At 66.8% G+C, this 18,436-nt stretch carries 17 protein-coding genes; 15 read left to right on the forward strand and 2 right to left on the reverse strand.

The window, feature by feature from the left end; genetic code table 11:
• The first annotated feature begins 32 nt into the window (after positions 1–32).
• From DMR_RS09275 to DMR_RS09345, 15 genes are all read left to right on the forward strand, one after another.
• Positions 33–1,685: an AMP-binding protein gene (locus tag DMR_RS09275; RefSeq protein WP_043600400.1), complete on the forward strand. Its 1,653-nt coding sequence runs from the start codon at positions 33–35 to the stop codon at positions 1,683–1,685.
• A 199-nt stretch (positions 1,686–1,884) separates the two neighbouring features.
• Positions 1,885–2,829 carry an IS110 family transposase gene (locus DMR_RS23330; RefSeq protein WP_148208341.1) on the forward strand — a complete coding sequence of 315 codons (945 nt, stop codon included), beginning with the start codon at positions 1,885–1,887 and terminating at the stop codon, positions 2,827–2,829.
• Positions 2,830–3,058: 229 nt separating this feature from the next.
• On the forward strand, positions 3,059–3,874 hold the full coding sequence (locus tag DMR_RS09285) for a potassium channel family protein (protein ID WP_015860654.1): 816 nt from the start codon (positions 3,059–3,061) through the stop codon (positions 3,872–3,874).
• A 68-nt stretch (positions 3,875–3,942) separates the two neighbouring features.
• The gene (locus DMR_RS09290; RefSeq protein WP_148208399.1) at positions 3,943–4,827 is read left to right on the forward strand and encodes a peptidyl-prolyl cis-trans isomerase; all 885 of its coding nucleotides are present in this window, start codon (positions 3,943–3,945) and stop codon (positions 4,825–4,827) included.
• A complete protein-coding gene (locus tag DMR_RS09295; RefSeq protein WP_015860656.1) occupies positions 4,824–5,837 on the forward strand; it encodes a HupE/UreJ family protein in 1,014 nt (337 codons plus the stop codon). Before DMR_RS09290 ends, DMR_RS09295 begins: the two co-directional genes overlap by 4 nt.
• Entirely contained in the window at positions 5,834–7,354 is a 1,521-nt protein-coding gene (locus tag DMR_RS09300) for a HupE/UreJ family protein (protein WP_015860657.1), read from the forward strand. The genes DMR_RS09295 and DMR_RS09300 overlap by 4 nt, the downstream gene beginning before the upstream one ends.
• Before the next feature lie 102 nt (positions 7,355–7,456).
• Entirely contained in the window at positions 7,457–7,810 is a 354-nt protein-coding gene (locus DMR_RS09305) for a hypothetical protein (protein ID WP_006920530.1), read from the forward strand.
• A gap of 438 nt (positions 7,811–8,248) precedes the next feature.
• A complete protein-coding gene (locus DMR_RS09310; RefSeq protein ID WP_015860658.1) occupies positions 8,249–8,572 on the forward strand; it encodes a DUF485 domain-containing protein in 324 nt (107 codons plus the stop codon).
• Positions 8,569–10,116 carry a sodium:solute symporter family transporter gene (locus tag DMR_RS09315; RefSeq protein ID WP_015860659.1) on the forward strand — a complete coding sequence of 516 codons (1,548 nt, stop codon included), beginning with the start codon at positions 8,569–8,571 and terminating at the stop codon, positions 10,114–10,116. The genes DMR_RS09310 and DMR_RS09315 overlap by 4 nt, the downstream gene beginning before the upstream one ends.
• A 71-nt stretch (positions 10,117–10,187) precedes the next feature.
• Entirely contained in the window at positions 10,188–11,237 is a 1,050-nt protein-coding gene (locus tag DMR_RS09320) for a DUF294 nucleotidyltransferase-like domain-containing protein (RefSeq protein WP_015860660.1), read from the forward strand.
• 15 nt (positions 11,238–11,252) lie between these two features.
• Positions 11,253–13,103: a CBS domain-containing protein gene (locus DMR_RS09325; protein ID WP_015860661.1), complete on the forward strand. Its 1,851-nt coding sequence runs from the start codon at positions 11,253–11,255 to the stop codon at positions 13,101–13,103.
• On the forward strand, positions 13,100–13,828 hold the full coding sequence (locus tag DMR_RS09330) for a 3'-5' exonuclease (protein ID WP_015860662.1): 729 nt from the start codon (positions 13,100–13,102) through the stop codon (positions 13,826–13,828). The genes DMR_RS09325 and DMR_RS09330 overlap by 4 nt, the downstream gene beginning before the upstream one ends.
• Positions 13,829–13,913: 85 nt before the next feature.
• On the forward strand, positions 13,914–14,333 hold the full coding sequence (locus DMR_RS09335) for a Fur family transcriptional regulator (RefSeq protein WP_015860663.1): 420 nt from the start codon (positions 13,914–13,916) through the stop codon (positions 14,331–14,333).
• 35 nt (positions 14,334–14,368) lie between these two features.
• Complete coding sequence (locus DMR_RS09340; RefSeq protein WP_015860664.1) at positions 14,369–14,863, forward strand: rubrerythrin family protein; 495 nt, start codon at positions 14,369–14,371, stop codon at positions 14,861–14,863.
• Between the two features lie 146 nt (positions 14,864–15,009).
• Positions 15,010–15,225: a rubredoxin gene (locus tag DMR_RS09345; RefSeq protein ID WP_006920538.1), complete on the forward strand. Its 216-nt coding sequence runs from the start codon at positions 15,010–15,012 to the stop codon at positions 15,223–15,225.
• A gap of 62 nt (positions 15,226–15,287) precedes the next feature.
• Here DMR_RS09345 and DMR_RS09350 read toward each other — a convergent pair whose 3' ends face one another.
• Both DMR_RS09350 and DMR_RS09355 read right to left on the reverse strand, forming a co-directional pair.
• Positions 15,288–16,838: a MinD/ParA family protein gene (locus DMR_RS09350; RefSeq protein WP_015860665.1), complete on the reverse strand. Its 1,551-nt coding sequence runs from the start codon at positions 16,836–16,838 to the stop codon at positions 15,288–15,290.
• Positions 16,835–18,436: a sensor histidine kinase gene (locus DMR_RS09355; RefSeq protein ID WP_232502901.1), complete on the reverse strand. Its 1,602-nt coding sequence runs from the start codon at positions 18,434–18,436 to the stop codon at positions 16,835–16,837. Before DMR_RS09355 ends, DMR_RS09350 begins: the two co-directional genes overlap by 4 nt.

Consider the following 18,436-nt stretch of genomic DNA (forward strand, 5'->3'; position numbering starts at 1 on the left):
ACAACAACCGTTTTGCCCGGGAGTCCAAGACCATGCCTGTCGCCAAACTGCGACCCAAATCCTACCGTGAGCTGCTCGAGACATTTTCCATCGCTGTGCCCGAGAACTATAATTTCGCCTTCGATTTTCTCGACGCCGAGGCCGCCCAGGACCCGACCCGGCCGGCCATGATCCACATCGGCCCGGACGGAACCCGGCGCGATCTTGATCTGGCCTATTTCAGCAAGGAATCGGCCCGCATGGCCAATGCCTTCAAGGCCGCGGGACTCGCCAAGGGCGACAAGGTGATGATCATCCTCTACCGCCGGGTGGAGTGGTGGGTCACCATGCTGGCCCTGCACAAGCTCGGGGCCGTGCCCGTGCCCTCGCCCAACCTGCTCACCCCCCACGACATCGATTTCCGGGTCAACTACGCCGGCATCAAGGCCGTGGTGGCCGAGGATTCCGTGGTCGACCGGGTGGAAGCGGCCCGGGCCGCCTGCCCGACCCTGACCGTGTGCGTCCAGGTCGGCGCGTCTCCGCTGCCGGCCGGCTGGCTCGACTACGAAACCATCCGCGCCGCCGCCGCCGAGGATTTCCCCCGCACCGCCGAGGCCCCGGGCGGCGACGATTCGCTGCTCATCTTCTTCTCCTCCGGCACCACCGGCATGCCCAAGATGGTGGAGCACAGCCACGCCTATCCCCTGGGCCACCTCACCACCGGCGTCTACTGGCACAACCTGGAGCCCGGCGACGTCCACCTCACCCTGGCCGACACCGGCTGGGGCAAGGCCGTGTGGGGCAAGTTCTACGGCCAGTGGATGGCCGGAGCCACGGTCTTCACCTGGGATTTCCGGGGCAAGTTCGTGCCCTCCGAGCTTCTCGACGTCATGACCGCCCACAAGGTGACCTCCTTTTGCGCCCCGCCCACGGTCTACCGGTTCCTCATCCGCGAGGACCTCAAGAAGTACGACCTCTCGGCGCTGCGCTACTGCACCACCGCCGGCGAACTCTTAAACGACGGCGTGTTCCGGGCCTGGAAGGAAATCACCGGCCTTTCCATCTACGAAGGCTACGGCCAGACCGAAACCTGCCTGCAACTGGCCACTTTCCCCTGCATGACGCCCAAACCCGGCTCCATCGGCCGGCCTACCCCGGGCTGGAACGTGGTCATCCTCGACGAGGAAGGCAAACCCTGCCCGGCCGGGGTGGAGGGCGAAATCTGCCTCAAGCTCGAAGACGGCAAGAACCTGGGCCTGTTCACCGGCTACCTCCAGGAACCGGCCAAAACCGCCAGCGTCATGGTCGACGGCTACTACCATACCGGCGACAAGGCTTGGATGGACGAAGACGGGTACTTCTGGTTCCTGGGCCGCACCGACGACCTCATCAAGTCCAGCGGCTACCGCATCGGACCCTTCGAGGTCGAAAGCGCGCTCATCACCCACAAGGCCGTGGTCGAGGCCGCCGTCACCGGCGTGCCCGATCCCGTGCGCGGCCAGGCCGTCAAGGCCACGGTCGTCCTGGCTCCCGGTTACACCGGCTCCCCGGAATTGGCCAAGGAACTGCAAGAGCACGTGAAAAAGGAAACCGCGCCCTACAAGTACCCGCGCATCATTGATTTCGTCGCCGAGCTGCCCAAGACCATCAGCGGCAAGATCAAACGCGCCGAGATCCGCGCCAAGGACGAAAGTCGGGAAATATAAGGCGAAGGGAAGAGGAAGATGCCTTGTATGTTTCCCCATCGAGGTTAGCTTGATGGGGTCAAGGGGACGATAGGTCGAAATTGCCTTGAGTTTTAAGCTCGAGCCGGAGCCATGATCGTCGTCCCCTTCTTCCATGAAGCCCGAACCGTTGCTTGGGCTAAGAGCCCGTATCACAAGGCTGGGTACTGGAGGAATGTACATGGCTGCTGACTGTTTCATCGGAATTGATGTCTCTAAGGAAACTCTTGCTGTCCACACGCTTCCTGACGGAAATGACTTTCAATTTGTTAACGACCCCGATGGTATAAAAGCTATCTGCAGGAAATTTTCAAAATTTCGTCCAAAGCTTATTATCATCGAGGCGACTGGCGGCCTTCAAATTCCTGTTGCCACGGCATTGAGTCTCAAGAAATTCCCCGTTGTAGTCATCAATCCCCGCCAGGCTCGGGATTTTGCGCGAGCTAAAGGACGGCTGGCTAAAACAGACAAGATTGACGCTGAGATTCTTGCTCTTTTTGGCAAGCAGATGGAGCCTGAAGTACGCCCTCTGAAGGACGAGCAAGCGCAAGAAATGAGTTCGCTAATGTCCAGGCGCAACCAACTCATTCGAATGCTTGTCATGGAAAAAAATCGTTTTACTCGTGCTTATGGCTCGGTAAGAGCAGATATAGAGAAGAATATTGACTGGCTTGAGGAACGATTGTCTGAGATCGACACGCATCTTGGCACAGTAGTACGAGCGAGTCCGATTTGGCGTGAGCGAGACAATTTGCTCCGGAGCGTCCCTGGAGTCGGAGATGTCCTATCAAGGTCGCTCCTTTCCAATCTGCCTGAGCTTGGAACGTTGAATCGTCGGGAGATCGCTGCTCTTGTTGGGGTTGCCCCTTTGAATTGTGACAGCGGAAAGCGTCGAGGAAAACGTCGTGTATGGGGAGGTCGAAGTGATGTTCGATCTGTATTATATATGGCTGTCTTGTCAGCTAAAAAATACAATCCCGTCATACGTGATTTTTACAATCGCCTCAAGGAAGCCGGCAAACCACATAAAGTCGCCGCAGTTGCTTCGATGCGAAAGTTGATAACGATTTTGAATGCAATGGTGCGATCCGGGCAACCGTGGGGACAGTACGCACACGCGGCGTAGATCCCTGATTATCGGTTGACTCAGAACACCGTTGCTCCGGCGGCCGGGAGGGGGTTACCCCCTCCCGGACCCTCCCTGTTTGGGGTCGGCGTTTCCCCGGGCTTCAGGCGGAGCCTGAAGCCCGGGGAAACGCCGACCCCAAACGGGAAGGCTTCGCGAAGCGCGCGGAGACCGCAAACCATATGGGGGGGCCGGGGGCACTCTTCTCTCCTGCTCCCCTGGAGACCGCATGGAACGAGCCCGCCTGTACGTCTTTGCCGCCGTGTTTTTCGGGGTGGTGCTCATCGGCACCCTGGGGTTCATGCGGGTGGAAGGCCTGACCGCCCTGGACGCCTTGTATTTCAGCGTCGTCACCGTGGCCACGGTCGGCTACGGCGACATCCACCCGGTCACGCCCATGGGCAAGTTGCTGGCCATGGCGCTCATTCTTTCCGGCGGTGGCACGTTCTTCGGCATCCTGGCGGCGGCGGCCGAGATGTTTTTGGGACGGCGGGAAAAACGGCTTCGGGCTGAAAAGCTTGACATGCTCATCGGGCTTTTTTTCAGCCAGGTCGGTTCCACCCTGGTGCGTCGGCTCATCCGGGCCGACGCCGGGGCCTCGGCCCTGCGGGAAAGCTGCGACGTCTCGCTGCGCTGGACCAAGGAAAACTTCAAGAAAGCCGAAGGGATTCTCAAGAACTACCATTACGATCTCGATATGGCCGCCATCGACCTGCCTGCCATGGGCAAGCTGTTGGCCGCCAATTCCGAATTTCTCGTGCGTCTGCTGGAGCACCCCAACATCCTGGAGCACGAGACCTTCACCTCGCTCTTGCAGGCTGTTTTCCACCTCAAGGAAGAATTGGCCCATCGCCCCAAGCTCGACGCGCTGCCGGACTGCGACCGGGAGCATCTGCGTTTGGACTTAAGGCGCATCTATTCCCAGATCCTCCTGCAATGGCTCCATTATCTCGACCACATCAAGGACAACTACCCGTATTTCTTTTCCTTCCAATGTCGGGTCACGCCGTTTCTGGCCAGTGAAGACGCCACCGTGTGCACCTAGGCGATTCTGGTCCTCGTTTTTCGCGACACCCCTTGCCAAAGCTTCCCAAGCCGGGCCATCTGGCGGCCATGCGAATGGATGTTTCGTCGGGGCTTTGGGCGCGGGCGCTGCGCGAGCCGTTGACCCATTTTCTGGTGCTTGGCGCATTGCTTTTTGCCCTGGGGACGTATGGCCGGCCGTCCGGGCCGACAGCCGTTGTCGAGGGCGCGGCCATCGTCGTAACAGACGAGGATGTGCGCCAGTTGGCCGGGCTGTGGCGGATGCAGTGGGGCCGGGAGCCGACGCCCGCCGAACTGCGCCGGCTGGCCGACGAGCAGGTGCGCGAGGAAGTGCTCGTGCGCGAGGCCCTGGCCGCCGGCCTGGAGGCCCAGGACATCCTGGTCCGCCGCCGGTTGGCCGCCCTGGCCGCCGCCCGGCTGGAGCAGGGGATCAGCCTGCCCGAGCCCAGCGAGGCCGAACTGCGCGCCCTGTACGAGGCCGATCCGGTCGCCTTTGCGCCGGTCGCCGAGCTGACCTTCCGCCAGAGCGCCTATTCCGACCGCGCCCGGGGTGGCCGGGCCAAGGAAGAGGCCATCCAGGCCCGCGATGCGCTCTCCGGCCAGAATGCCGCCGCCGGCCAGGGCCTGGGCGATCACACCGAACTGCCCGAGCGCTCCGAAAACGTGACCCCGGCCGAGGCGGCGGCTCTTTTCGGCGACGCCTTCGCCGCCGCGCTCACCACCTTGCCGGTCGGTTCCTGGCAGGGGCCGCTGGCCACCCTGGGCGACTGGCATCTGGTCTTTGTCGAAGCGGCCCGGCGTGGCCCGCCGCCGCCTTTCGAGGCGGCTCGGCCGGCTGTGGCCGAGGCCTGGAAGCGCGGTCGCCTGGAAGCCGAGCGGCGGCAAGCCTACGCGGCCGCGCTGGCCCGTTATACGGTCCTGCTGCCGCCGTCCGTGGCCGGGGACCGGCCATGACGCGACATCTTATCGCACTGGCCGTTGCCGCCGTCGTCCTGGCTGGCCTGCTGGCCGCGCCGACTCCCGCCCACGCCCACGAGACCCGGCCGGCCGTGCTGGAACTGCGCCAGACCGCTCCCGAACGCTTTGACGTGTTGTGGCGCACGCCGCTCTATGAAGGCCAACGTCTGCCCTTTGTCCTGCGTCTGCCCGACGGCGCGAAGCAAATAAGCCCGCCCATCGTCATGAGCCTGCCGGACTGGCATCTGGAATCCTGGCGCATCGCCGCGCCGGGCGGGTTGGTGGGCAAGCGCATCCTATTTTCCGGCCACGACGCCACCACGGCCGGGGTGGTGGTGCGCTATTTCGGGCTGGACGGCCGGGAGTCCTCGGCCGTGGTCACCCCGGACAAGGACGGCCTGACCCTGGCCGGCCAGGGCTCGGCCGGCGCGGACTTCACCGATGCCGTGGCCCTGGGCCTGCGCCACATCGGCTACGGCATCGACCATCTGCTCTTTGTGCTGGGCTTGGTCTGTCTGGCCCGGGGCGGCTGGCGGCTGGTGGAGACGGTGACGGCTTTTACCGTGGCCCACAGCCTGACCCTGGCCGCCGCCGCCTTGGGGTGGGTCAGCCTGCGCGCCGAGCCGGTCAACGCCGTGGTGGCGCTCAGCATCCTTTTCCTTGGCCCGGAGATGGTGCGGCAGCTGCGCGGCCAGTCGAGTCTGGCCATCCGTCGGCCGGCGGCGGTGGCCTTTGCCTTCGGCCTGCTCCACGGCCTGGGTTTTGCCGGCGGCTTGTCCGGGTTTGGACTTTCCCGGGAGGCCCTGATTGCGACTCTGCTCGGCTTCAACCTCGGCGTGGAAATCGGCCAACTCGCCTTTGTGGCCGCCCTCCTGGCCGTGGCCGCCTCCTTTGCCCGGCTGGGCATGTCCTGGCCGGCCTGGGCCGGCTATGCTCCTGCCTATGTGGTCGGCACGGCCGGGGCCTACCTCACCATCGCCCGAACCGCCGTCATGTTGGATATATGATGCCGTCACGCGCTATTGCCGCCGGTCTGGCCGTTTTGACGTTCCTGCTTGGCCGGGCCGAGCCGGCCCTGGCCCATCTGGTCAGCGCCGACGTGGGCGATTTCTACGCCGGCCTGCTCCATCCCCTGACCTCCTGGGAGCATTTGCTCCCCCTGGCCGGGCTGGCCTTTCTGGCTGCCCAGTCCGGGCGCGGCGGCGGCCGGCTGGCCGTTTGCCTGCTTCCCCTGGCCCTGGTTGTCGGCGTCTGCGGCGGCGCGCTCTGGCCGCTGCCCCGGGCCGCCGCCGGACTGGCCGGACTTTGGCTGGCCGTTTGCGGCGTGTTGGCCGCATGGCCCGGGCCTTGCCGTCCCGCCCTGGTCGGCCTGTGCGCCGCCGGCCTCGGCGTGGCTCTGGGCTGGCGCGGCGGGGCGGACTGGGCCGTCTCCCGGGCCGGCTGGCAGTTCGTGCCGGGCGTTGCGGCCTGCGGCTTTTTGCTGACGGCCCTGGGCGCGGCCTGGCTGCCGCGCCTGGAGGGCGGCTGGCGGGGGAAGGCGCGTGGGGCGCTGGGTCTGGCCTTGACACTGGCCGGCCTGCTGCTGGCTTTTCGCGGCGTCATGGGAGAGGGCGGCGCGGCCGGCCTGGGGCAGTTCGCCGGCTGGCTGGACGGCGGACGGGTGGGCGATTTCCTCAAGCAGCCCACCGCCTCGCCCTGGACCCTGGCCGGTGTCCTGGCCGGGGCCATGGCCTGGGGCGGGGTTCATGCCCTCACTCCCGGCCACGGCAAGGCCCTGGTCGGGGCCTATCTGGTCGGCGCGCGGGGCACTTGGCGTCATGCCGTCTGGCTGGGACTGACCGTGGCCGTCACCCATACGGCGGGCGTTTTTCTTCTGGGCGGCGCGGCCGTGCTGGCCGCCGACGAGGCGGGACGGGAGCGGATGCTTCCCTGGCTGGCCCTGGCCTCGGGCCTGGGCATGTGCGCCGTGGGCGGGACCATGGCCGCGCGCGGCCTCTGGCGGCTTAGCGGCCGGGCAGGGGAGGAGCGGGCGCACAGCCATGGGGGCCTGACTCACAGCCATGGCGGCTTGCCCCATTCCCACGGAGGAACGTCCCATAGCCACGGCGGCGTCGCAGGCGGACAAGACGAGGCGCTGCACAACCACGGCGGGCCGGCCCACAGCCATGGAGGAGGGACGTACAGCCAGGTCGGCGGAACCTCCGAACCGGTCGGCTGGCGCAATTTGCTGGCCCTGGGCGTGGCCGGCGGGTTGGTCCCGTGCCCGTCGGCCCTGGCCCTGATGCTGGCCGCCATCGCCCTGGGGCGGCCGGGGTTGGGGCTGGTGCTGTGCGCGGCCTTTGGTCTGGGGTTGGCCGGCGTGCTGACCGGAGTGGGCCTTTTGTGTCTGGCCGGGGTGCGGTTTCTGGGCGACTCGGGCCGGCTGGGCCGGGCGGCGCATTGGCTGCCCCTGGTCGGGGCCGGGCTTATCGCCGCCATCGGCGCGCTGGCCGCCTGGGAAGCGCTGGCCGTGCTCATTTCCTGAAAAAGGGCCGTCCGGGCGGTTGCCAGCCGCCGTGGCCCGGACTATGGAAGGCGAAATTCCGGGCCGCGCGGCAAGAGCCACCGGCCGCTTCCGCGAGGACCCATGCGCCAGGGCGACGCCGCCAAAACCGTATCCCCCATCGAAGCCGTTCGCCGCTACTGCCTGACCGCCTGCATGGGCGGCCAGCGCAGCTTGGTCGCCGGCTGCGTCGATGCCGACTGTCCGTTCCATCCGCTGCGCTTAAAGGAAGTGCCCGAGGGCTTCGGCGTGCGTGTGGTGCGGGTCATCCGCCGCTTCTGCCTGCGCTGCACCCTGGGTGATCGCGGCGACATCCGCCGTTGCCGGGAAAAGGCCGCCTGCCCGGTCTGGCCTTACCGCATCGGCGTCTCGCCCCGAAAGCTCAAGCGCCTCATCGCCGAAAAACGCCGCCCCAAGCAGCTCGAACTGCCGCTCTAGCGTCGCGTCCCTTAAAAAGTACGAGAGTATTTTTTAAGAAAACGCAGGGTTGTCGTTTGTTGCCTGCGAAACGCCATAGGCGCTTTTCGCGGACGCGACACGAGCTTCACCCCGCCCGGTCCGCCTGGAGCCTCATGGCGCGATTTTGCCCGCCTTTTGTCGTGGGCGTCTTTCGCCCTGGCCTCGCCCGTTGCCGCCGTCTCCGCTTCTCGACCGTCCGTCCCGGCCAACGGTAGTCCCGCGCCGGTAAACGGCGTTTTCCCGTTTTCCCGCCGCCGTCCGCCCGCCATGGGGCCAATCCCGCCGTCCGCCGAAATTCCCGTGCCGCCTTGTCGCGGGCCGCCTATTTGTGGCCCATCCCCAAGCGGCGGCCGTCGCCGACGGGACGCCCGGACCAACCCCGGCCCGGCCACAGGCCGGAGACAAGGAGCACGATCCATGCAACCAGACCACGCCCCGCCCGCCGCCCACGCCCCGGACGCCGGCCAGTTTTCCGCCCTCGTGCGCAAACGCTGGACCGTCTCCCTGACCCTGACCGCGCTCATGCTGTCCATTTACTACGGCTTCATCATCATCCTGGCCTTTCGCCCCGACATCTTCGCCGAACGCGTCGGCCAGCGCCTGACGCTCGGCATCCCGGTGGGCCTTGGCGTCATCCTGGCCTCCTGGCTGCTCACCGGCCTGTACGTGCGCTGGGCCAACGACGACTACGACAGCACCGTGAACACCATCAAACGCGCCATGCGGGAGAACCAGGGATGAACACGTTTACCAGCACCATCGGCCAGCCCAACGCCACCTCCATCATCTTCTTCTTCGTCTTCATCGCCGCCACCCTGGTCATCACCTATTACGCCGCCCGGCGCAGCCGCTCGGCCTCCCAGTTCTACGCCGCCGGCCGCTCGGTGACCGGCTGGCAAAACGGCCTGGCGCTGGCCGGCGACTACATGTCCGCCGCCTCGTTTCTGGGCATCGCCGGCCTGGTGTCGCTCAAGGGCTACGACGGCCTCATCTATTCCATCGGCTTTCTGGTCGGCTGGCCCATCATCATGTTTCTCATCGCCGAACCCCTGCGCAACCTCGGCAAATACACCTTTGCCGACGTGGTGGCCTACCGTCTTTCCCAAAAACCCGTCCGCGTGGCCGCTTCGATCGGCTCGCTTTTGACCGTGTGCTTCTACCTCATCGCCCAAATGGTGGGCTCGGGGTCACTTATCAAGATGATGTTCGGCCTGCCCTATGAGACGGCCATCATCATTGTGGGCGCGGTCATGATCGCCTACGTGCTCTTCGGCGGGATGCTCGCCACCACCTGGGTGCAGATCATCAAGGCCGTGCTGCTTCTGGCCGGAGCCACGGTCATGGTGCTCATGGCCCTGTCCCGGTTCAACTTCGACGTGACGGCGCTTTTCGGCGCGGCGGCCGCCACCTACGGTGAGAAAGTGCTCAATCCCGGCGGGCTGGTGGCCAATCCCCTGGACGCCGTGTCCCTTGGCATCGCGCTCATGTTCGGCACCGCCGGGCTGCCCCACATCCTTATGCGCTTCTACACCGTGCCCGACGCCAAGGCCGCCCGCAAATCCGTGTTCTACGCCACCGGGCTTATCGGCTACTTCTACATCCTCACCTTCATCATCGGTTTTGCCTCCATGGTGCTCGTGGGCCGCGACGTCATCGTCAAGATGGACGCCGGCGGCAACATGGCCGCGCTGCTCCTGGCCGAAGTGACCGGCGGCACGGTGTTTCTCGGGTTCATCGCGGCGGTCGCCTTCGCCACCATCCTGGCCGTGGTGGCCGGACTGACCCTGGCCGGAGCCACGACGCTGTCCCACGACCTCTACGCCAACGTGTTTAGGGCCGGCCGCTCCACCGAGGAAAACGAGATGAAGGTGGCCAAGCGGGCGACCATCGGCCTTGGCGTGGCCGCCGTCCTGCTTGGCCTGGCCTTCAAGGGCCAAAACGTGGCCTTCATGGTGGGCTTGGCCTTTGCCATCGCCGCCAGCGCCAACTTCCCGGCGCTCATCCTCTCCATCCTCTGGAAGGGGACCAGCACCTTCGGCGCCACGGCCAGCATCGTGGCCGGGGCCGTGGCCGCCGTGGGGCTCATTGTCCTGTCGCCCACGGTCTGGGTGGACATCCTCGGCAACGCCGCCCCCATCTTCCCCTGGAAGAACCCGGCCCTGGTGTCCATGCCCTTTGCCTTCCTGGTCGGCTGGCTCGGTTCGGTGCTGGTTCCCGACGCCCGGGCCCAGTCCCTCTACGCCGCCCAGCAGATCCGCAACTATCTGGGCGTGGGCGCGGAGTGATCGCTCGCAAACGGACCGGGGAGGCTCTCCCCGGTCCGTTTTGCCGTTTGTCGCCGTGTTTCGGAGATGCCATGGACCCACATGCCGCCGCCCTTGTCGCCGCTTTGTCCGCCGCCCCCGACAGCCTGGCCCTGGGGCGGGAACTGGAGCGCATCCGCCGGCTTATCGCCGACCGGGCCGTGTCCCGGGCCGACGCCCTGGAAACCGGACAGTTGGCCAGCCAGTTGTATGACGCGTTTCTCGTGCGCGCGGCCGAACTGGCCCGGGAAGGGTCGCCGAAGCTTCCCGAGACGGCCGGTCCGTGCTGCCTGGCCGTGCTCGGCAGCCAGGGCCGGCGCGAACAGTTCCTGGCCACGGACCAGGACAACGCCTTGATCCTCGGTGATGGCGTCGACGAAGCGGCCCTGGCCGCTTTTGCCGCTCGACTGGAACACCAGCTGGCCGAGGCTGGAATGCCGCCCTGTCCCAAGGGCATCATGGCCGCCAACTCGGCCTGGCGACGGCCGCTTGGGGACTGGTTTGCGGCCATGGACGCCGCCGCCGCCCGCCCGGATGAGGAGGCGGTGCTTTTCATCTCGCTTCTGGCCGATCTGCGGCCGGTCTGGGGCGAGGCGTCCCTGGCCGCCGCCCTGGCCGAGCGGGTGCGCCGCCGGGCCATGGAATCGAGTTTGCTCACCCGGGGACTGGCCCGGGAGGCCCTGCGTTTCGGGCCGCCGACGCTGATTTTCGGCCATCTCCCCAGCGGTCTTTTCGGCCTTGGCCATGGCAGCCTCGATCTCAAGGCCGCCGCCGTGTATCCGCTGGTCCTTGGCGTCAAGGCCCTGGCCCTGGAGGCCGGCATCGCCGCGCCGGACACCCTGGGGCGGCTTGCCGGCCTAGTCGCAGCCGGCTGCATGGAGCCGGAACTCGCCGCGGCCTTGCAGGACGGTCTGGCCCGGGTCCAGTCCCTGCGCCTGGCTGCTCAGGCCACGGCCTGGAGCCGGGGACAAACCGCCGACAACCGCCTGATCCCGGCGCGCCTGTCCGCCGAGACGCTGGCCGATCTCGACGCCGCCCTGCGCGCCGCCGGCCGGTTGTCCGAAATCCTCAAGCACCACTTTAGCCTGCACTGTCTGACCTGATCCCGGAGGCCCGCCATGTCCCTGCCCGATCCCTCGCGCCAACCCGATGCCGTGGCCGCCTTCCTGGCCGTCGTGCCGCCTTTTGACCGCCTGCCGCCGGACGAACGGTCCATCCTGGCCGCTGTCGGCCGGGTGGAGTTGTTCCTTGAAGGCGAGACCATCGCCGAGCCTGATGGCGAGACGACCGAGGAGGCCGTGTGCTGCATCCAGCGTGGTTCGGTGGTGTTTGTTGGCCAGGGCGACGCCTCGGGGCTGGCCGACGCGCGCGGGGAAGGGGAGTGCTTCGGCCTTGGCGGCGCGCTTCCCGGCGCATCGGAAGGCTGCCGGGCCGTGGCCGCCAGCGACGCGTTTTTGGTGCGTTTGCCCGGCGCGGCCTATGCCGCCATGGCCAGGCGGCATCCCTTTGTGGCCGCCTATTTCGCCAACTGCCTGGACAAGCAAGCCTGCCGGGCCGACGACGGTCTGGGGTTGGAAGCGGCCGAGGCCGATGGGGACTACCTCTTCACCCGGCTGGCCGGGGAGGTGGCTTCGCCCGGCATCGTGTCCGTGGCCCGGGGCACGGACCTGCCGGCCACGGCCCGGGTCATGGAGGAAGCCGGTGTGGGCTCGGTGCTCGTGCGCGAGGCTTCGGGCACGGTCATCGGCATCGTCACCGACCGCGACCTGCGCCGGGCCGTGGCCCGGGGCATGGGCCTTGCCGCTCCGGTCGAGACGCTCATGTCCACGCCCGTGGCCGCCATCGACGCGGTAACACCCTGTTTCGAGGCCTTAAGCCGCATGACCGAGGCCGGCATCCGCCATCTGCTGGTGACCAGGGACGGGGAGCCGGCCGGGCTGGTCACGGCCAATGACCTGCTCCTGGCCCACGGCCGTTCGCCCATGGCCCTCTTGCGGGCCATCCGCCGGGCGGCCGGCCTGGACGACCTTATGGCCCTGTCCCATCGGGCCGGCCCCCTGGCCGCCGCCCTGGCCGCGCGCGGGGCCGGAGCGGCCACGGTGGGCGGCATCCTGGCCATGACCGCCCAGGGCCTGCTCGGGCGGCTGGTGGAGCTGGCCGAGCGGCGTTTCGGCCCGCCGCCGGGCAAATGGTGCTGGCTGCTCCTGGGGCCGGCCGCCCGGCGCGAACTCCTGCCCGGCCAGGGACTGGACGCGGTCGTGGCCGTCGACTGCGGCGGGGACGACATCCTGGAGCGGGCCATGGACACCTACTGCCGGGCCGTGCTGCCGGCCCTGGCCGAGGAGCTGGCCGCCTGCCGCCTGGGCGGCGGCCGGCTTCTGGGTCCGGTGCGGCTGTCGGGCCTCGTGGCCCTGGCTGCCCAGGGCCGCGATCTGGACGGCCTGGACCTGCTGCCGGCCGTGGGCGGGGCCGGACTCCTGGACGCGGTCCGGCAGCGGCTGGCCGCGGACCGGCCGGACCCGGGCTTGGTGTTGTCCGCCCTGGGTGCGGTGGTGGCCCGGCCGACGCCGCTTGGGGTGCACCAGGGGAAGCTGGCCGAGCGGGCCGGGGGCTTTGCCCCGGTGTTCGATCTGGACGGACGCGGCAGCGGGGCGGTTTCGGCCATGGCCCGGCTGGCGGCGGCCTTTTACGGACTGCCGGAACTCGGCACGGCCAGGCGTCTGGCCGCCCTGGCCGCCAGGGGCCATCTGCCCGAGACGGTGGCCCAAAACGCCGGCCAGGCCTGGGCGTTTTTCGAGGGCGAGCGCCTGGCCGCCCGGCTGGCCGGCCAGGCCGACCCCGATGTCGTGGCCCGGCCGGGGATGCTCTCCGCCAGAAAACGCCAGGAATGCCGGGCCGCCTTTGCCGCCGTGGAGGCTTTGCGCCAAACCCTTGCCGCCATGCTTGCCGGGATGGGGGCCGGGCAATGAGCCGGCTTCTGAGCGGTCTTCTGGATCGCCTGAGGCGTCCCTTTGTCCGGCCCCCGGTCCATCCGGCCCTGGCCGCCCACCGGGCCGTCCAGGCCGGGCGCAAGGCCGGGGCGTTTCTTGGCGACCTCGAATTCGTGGTCCTCGACACCGAACTCACCGGGTTTGATCCCAAACGTGACGCCATCGTGTCCGTGGCTGCGGTACGTCTGCGGGGCCTTTCCATCATGGCCGGCGAGACCTTCGCCGCTTTGACCCGGCCGCAGCGTGACGTGCCGCGCCAGTCCTCCCTGGTCCATGGCCTGACCGCCTCGACCCTCAGCCAAGCCGCCGATCTTGAGGCCGTTTTGCTAAGGCTCCTCGATTTCATCGGTCCGGCCGTCATCGTCGGCCATCATGTTGATTTGGACATGGGGTTTTTAAACGCCGCCAGCCGCCGTTATTTTGGCGACGAACTGGCCGCGCCCTGCATCGACACCCTGCGTCTGGCCATGGCCTACGAAGAAAAACGCCTGTCCCTGGAGGGCGGGGCCGGGCTGGAACATGCCGCCTTCGACCTGCCAAGCCTGTGCCGTCGCTATGGCCTGCCCGAATTCGCCGCCCATGACGCCCGACACGACGCCCTGGCCGCCGCCTACCTCTTTGTCTACCTGGCCAAAAAGCTCGGTCAAGGCCGGGCGCTGACCCTGCCCGACCTGTGGCGGGCCGGCCGGCATTGGTGGATGTAGTTTTTGGCCGGAAACCAAAAAAAGGGGTTGACGAGGCAGGGCGGAGTCTCTAGATAGGAATCAACAGCAACTAGGAATAAGACCTATGCAGATCGACGCCCTCAAAATACTGTTCGCCCAAAGCGGCCTCAAGTTTACCAACCAACGGTATCTGGTATACAAGGCCATGGTCGAAGCCCGGGATCATCCCTCGGCCGAGACGGTCTGGCGGCGAGTTCGGGAGTCGGCTCCGGCCATTTCCCTGGATACGGTCTACCGCACCCTGGCTTCGCTGGAGGCGCGGGGGCTGGTGACCCGGGTGCCGGGAGGGGCCGAAGAGAGCCGCTTCGACGGGGACGCGTCGCCCCATCACCATCTGGTGTGCTTGCAGTGCGGGGGCATCGAGGATTTCGTCATGCTCGGAGCCGGGCTGGCCGATCTGCCGCCGGAAGTGGCGGCCTGGGGCCGCGTGCGCGACGCCCAGGTGCTGGTTCGCGGCGTGTGCCGCCGTTGCCTTGGCTTGTGAAAACAATCAACCCAACTCAATACAAGGAGCAAGTGATGTCCAAGACCATGAACAATCTGCAGGAAGCTTTTGCCGGCGAGTCCCAGGCCAACCGCAAGTATCTCGCCTTTGCCGCCCAGGCCGAAAAAGACGGCATGATCGGCGTGGCCAAGCTGTTCAAGGCCGCCGCCGCCGCCGAGACCGTCCACGCCCACACCCATCTGCGCAACATGAAGGGCATCGGGACCACGGCCGAGAACCTCAAGGCCGCCATCGAGGGCGAAACCCACGAATTTAAGTCCATGTACCCGGCCATGATCGAGGAAGCCAAGGCCGAGGGCGATAAGGCGGCCGAGCGCGGCTTCACTTTCGCCAACGCCGTGGAGCAGCTCCACGCCGAGCTCTATTCCGCCGCCGCCAAGGACCCCGCTGGCTATCCCGTCGAGGATTGGTACGTCTGCTCGGTGTGCGGCTACACCATCGCCGGCGCGGCTCCCGAGAAGTGCCCGGTCTGCCAGGCTTTGGCCAAGGCGTTTTTCAAGGTCGACTAGCGTCGCATCCCTTGAAAAATACAAGCGTATTTTTTAAGGAAAATACATGGGATCAGTTTGTTGTCCGCGAAATGTCCGAAGTGCTTTTCGTGGACGCGACGCGAGCCGTACCGGGACGCCTGGCGTCCCTGGGCAAAGGAGCGAGCATGTCCGCGCCTGAGAACATGTGGCAGTGTCAGACCACCAATTGCGGGTACATCTACGATCCCGACCGGGGCGACCGCAAAGGCAAGATTCCGGCCGGAACGTCCTTTGAGGATCTTCCCGAAGGTTGGAAATGTCCCATCTGCGGCGGCGGCAAGAAGTGCTTCCGTCCCCTGGCCGGCCCTGGGTCGACCAAGGAAGTCAAATGTCCCGTCTGACGACTGGGCGGCCCTTGCCGGGCCGCCCGTCCCGGATTCCCAAGCCCCGCAAGGGGCTTTTTTCATGTCCGATGGTCGTGGTGGCCCAGGTGCGGCGTCTCGCGGAGGCGGCTGGCGGCGGCAGCCAGCAGATTGCAGACCGCGCCCTGGATGTCCATGAGTTCCACGGGCATGGTCAGTATCTCCCGCGGCTCCTTGGCCGGCAGGGCCGCGAACCGGGCGGCCTGGTCGTGGTTGGCGGCCAGAAAGAGCGTGGGGCGGTCCCCCTTGGCGGCCAACAGGTCGGCAAGCCCTGCCGACGGCGCCTGGCGCACCAGGAGCAGATCCGGCGGCTGGATGGCGGCGGTTTCGTCGGACATGGGGCAAAGCTCAAGGCCCAGGTCCTTTAGAATATTTTCGAGAATGGCTCGCCACATGGGATCGGGGCAAATGACCATGGCCTTTTGGTCGGGCTGGGACAGGCTCGGGTTCGGGGGCGGCGTTTCGGTCCTGGCCGGGGCGTTGTCCTCGGCAAGGATCTCGTCGCCGGTCTCGCCTTGTGCTGCCCCGGCCAGGCTGTCGAGGAGTTCGCGCACGTCCTCGATGCGGGCTTCGGTGTCCCGGGCCGCTTCGGGGTCGGTCTGGGCCAGCAGCCGGGAATTGGCCGCCAGCCGCCGCATGAGGGCTTCCAGGCGTCTGGCCAATTCACCGGAGACGGCCGGCCGGCCCGAACCGCTCAGGCCCGGCGGCAGGATCGGGGCCTGCTGGAGGCGGATGACGGTTTGGTCGAAGAAATGCTCCGGCCGGGTGAGGTTCGCGCTGTCGCGGCCGGCGGCGTCCAGCCGCCTGGCCAAATCGCGGAAGGCCTTGGCGGCCGGCGAGGCGCTTTCCATCTCCACCAGGGGCGTTTGCCGGGTGGCGGCTCGGTACAGGGCCGGATCGTCGGGGATGATGCCGGCCAAACGGCAATTGACGCCCAGGTGGTTTTCGGCGGTTTTCTGGATGCGCTCGAACACGGCCTGGCTGCGCTGGTGGGACAGCGACCGGTTGATGACGATAAGCGGCGGCCGGTGCAGGCCGTTTTCCTTGAAAACCTTGATGAGAGCATAGGCGTCGGTGATGGAGGACGGCTCGGGATTGACGATGACCAGCACGTCGCCGCAGGCCAGGCACATGGAGACGACCTGGGCCGAAATGCCGGGCGAATTGTCCACCAGCAGATAGTCGTAGTTGATGAGCTTGTGGAACTCGCGCACCAGATCGGTACGCTTGTTGCGCGACAGCTCGGCCATGCGCGACACGCCCGACGACCCCGACACCACGTCCACGTTTCGTCCCACGGACAAGATGGCCCGCTCCATGGGCACGCCGTCGAACAGCACCTGCTCCAGGGTGACCACCGGGTTGATGCCCAGCAGCACGTCGACGTTGGACAACCCCAGGTCGGCGTCGAGCAGGCAGACCCGCTTGCCGAGCCCGCCCAGGGAAAAGGCCAGGTTCACGGCCACGCTGGTCTTGCCCACGCCGCCCTTGCCGCTGGCCACGGCCAGGACCCGGGTCCAGGCCCCGCCGGTTTCCAGGAGGCCGTCCTCCCGGGGCAGGTCGGAGGTTTTGGATTCGGCGACGCGGTTCATGGACGGACCTCGCTGACGGCCCTGCCCTCGGGGACGGGGGTGGCCAGGGGCAGGCGCACGGCAAAGGTGGAGCCTTCGCCGAGGCTGGTGAACAGTTCGATGCGTCCGCCGTGGGCGCTGGCGATACGCTGGGCCACGGCCAGTCCCAGGCCCGGCGCGCCGTTGCCCGGGATACTCTGGTAGGGCTGGAAGATCCGGGCGCGCACTTCGGGCGGAATGCCGCCGCCGGAATCTTCCACGGCGATGACCAGATCGTTTTCGTGGATGTCCACCGAGGCGCCAAGGCTAAGTCTGCCGCCGTGGGGCTGCATGGCCTCCAGGGCGTTGACCAGGAGATTTTTGAAAAGCAGCCGCAACTGGCGGGGATCGCCCTGAATGTTGGGCAGGTTGTCCTGGAAGGAGCGTTCCACGACGATGCCGTTGGCGGCCAAGGTGTGCTCAAAAAAGGACAGGGCCTGGGCCACGATGTCGCGCGGACGAAGGGTCTCGAAGGCGGAGCTGTCGCCGGTCGTGGTTTCCTGGATGTTTTCCAGGCGCATGGTGGCGATTTCGAGCTGTTCCAGGCTGTTGGTCAGAATTTCTTGGCCCTCGGCGTCTGGCAGGCGCGCACGCAGGAACTGAATGGCCAGCCGGACGTTGCTGAGCTGGGGCATGCAGCCGTTGAAGATGCCCAGGGCCGCCTGGTTCATGGCGGCCTGGAAGCTCAGGGCGCAGTCGGCCGGCGCATCGGGCAGGGCGGCGCCGGCGGCCTCCAGGCTGTCGGGGTCGCACAGGGCCGAGAGCTTGGTTTTGATCTCGGCGAGGTAGAGCTTTTTGTATTCCTGGAGCAGCCACTTGAGTTCGGCGATGCCCTCGGCATTGCAGGGCAGCCAGGCGGGCTTGGGCGTGGGGCTGAAACTGTGGTTGAACTGCAGCCCCAGTTCCATGCGGCCGGAAACGAGGTTTGGGCGCTGGTAGCGGATGGAGGCCACGATGAGGAATTCGTGGCGCTGGCTGCCGGTGGGACCGGGGAAGGCCATCTGGAGCAGCAGATCGCGACCGGTTTTGATGTCCTTTTTATGGAGGCGGTAGGTTTCGCGGTCCAGGGAGACGCACGCCCCCTTGGGCGAAATGTCGATGAGTCCCCGTTCGTGGTCGAAGCCTTTGGGCATGTGCAGGATGAGCGGGTTGACCATCTTGAGCAGGCGGATGTTGTCGCACTTCTTGACCAGGCACCAGGCGGCCAGGATGGGCGCGTGGCGCGGTTCGAGCTGGAGCCGGTCGGTCTTGTTGTGGGAGATGCGGTCGATGTGCCGGGGCAGGGCCAGGCGCAGGCGCGTGGCCGAGACGGCTTCGATCAGGCTGGTGGTGCAATTGATGAACCCCGGCGGATGGTCGGCGTCGGGCAGCAGATAGATGGTGATGTCGATGGTCTGGCCCGGGGACAGGCTGGCCGGGTCAAAGGGATGGTACAGGCTTTCGATTTCCAGGGCTTCGCCGTTCATGGCCACGGGCCGGAAATTGAGCCGGTCGGTGAGGCCATGGGGCTGTTGCAGCTTCACTTGATAGATGGATCGCCTGGCCAGGGACTCCTTGATGACGGCCACGGGAGATTCCAT

It is taken from the genome of Solidesulfovibrio magneticus RS-1, from assembly GCF_000010665.1.
In the GTDB taxonomy this organism is placed as follows: domain Bacteria; phylum Desulfobacterota; class Desulfovibrionia; order Desulfovibrionales; family Desulfovibrionaceae; genus Solidesulfovibrio; species Solidesulfovibrio magneticus.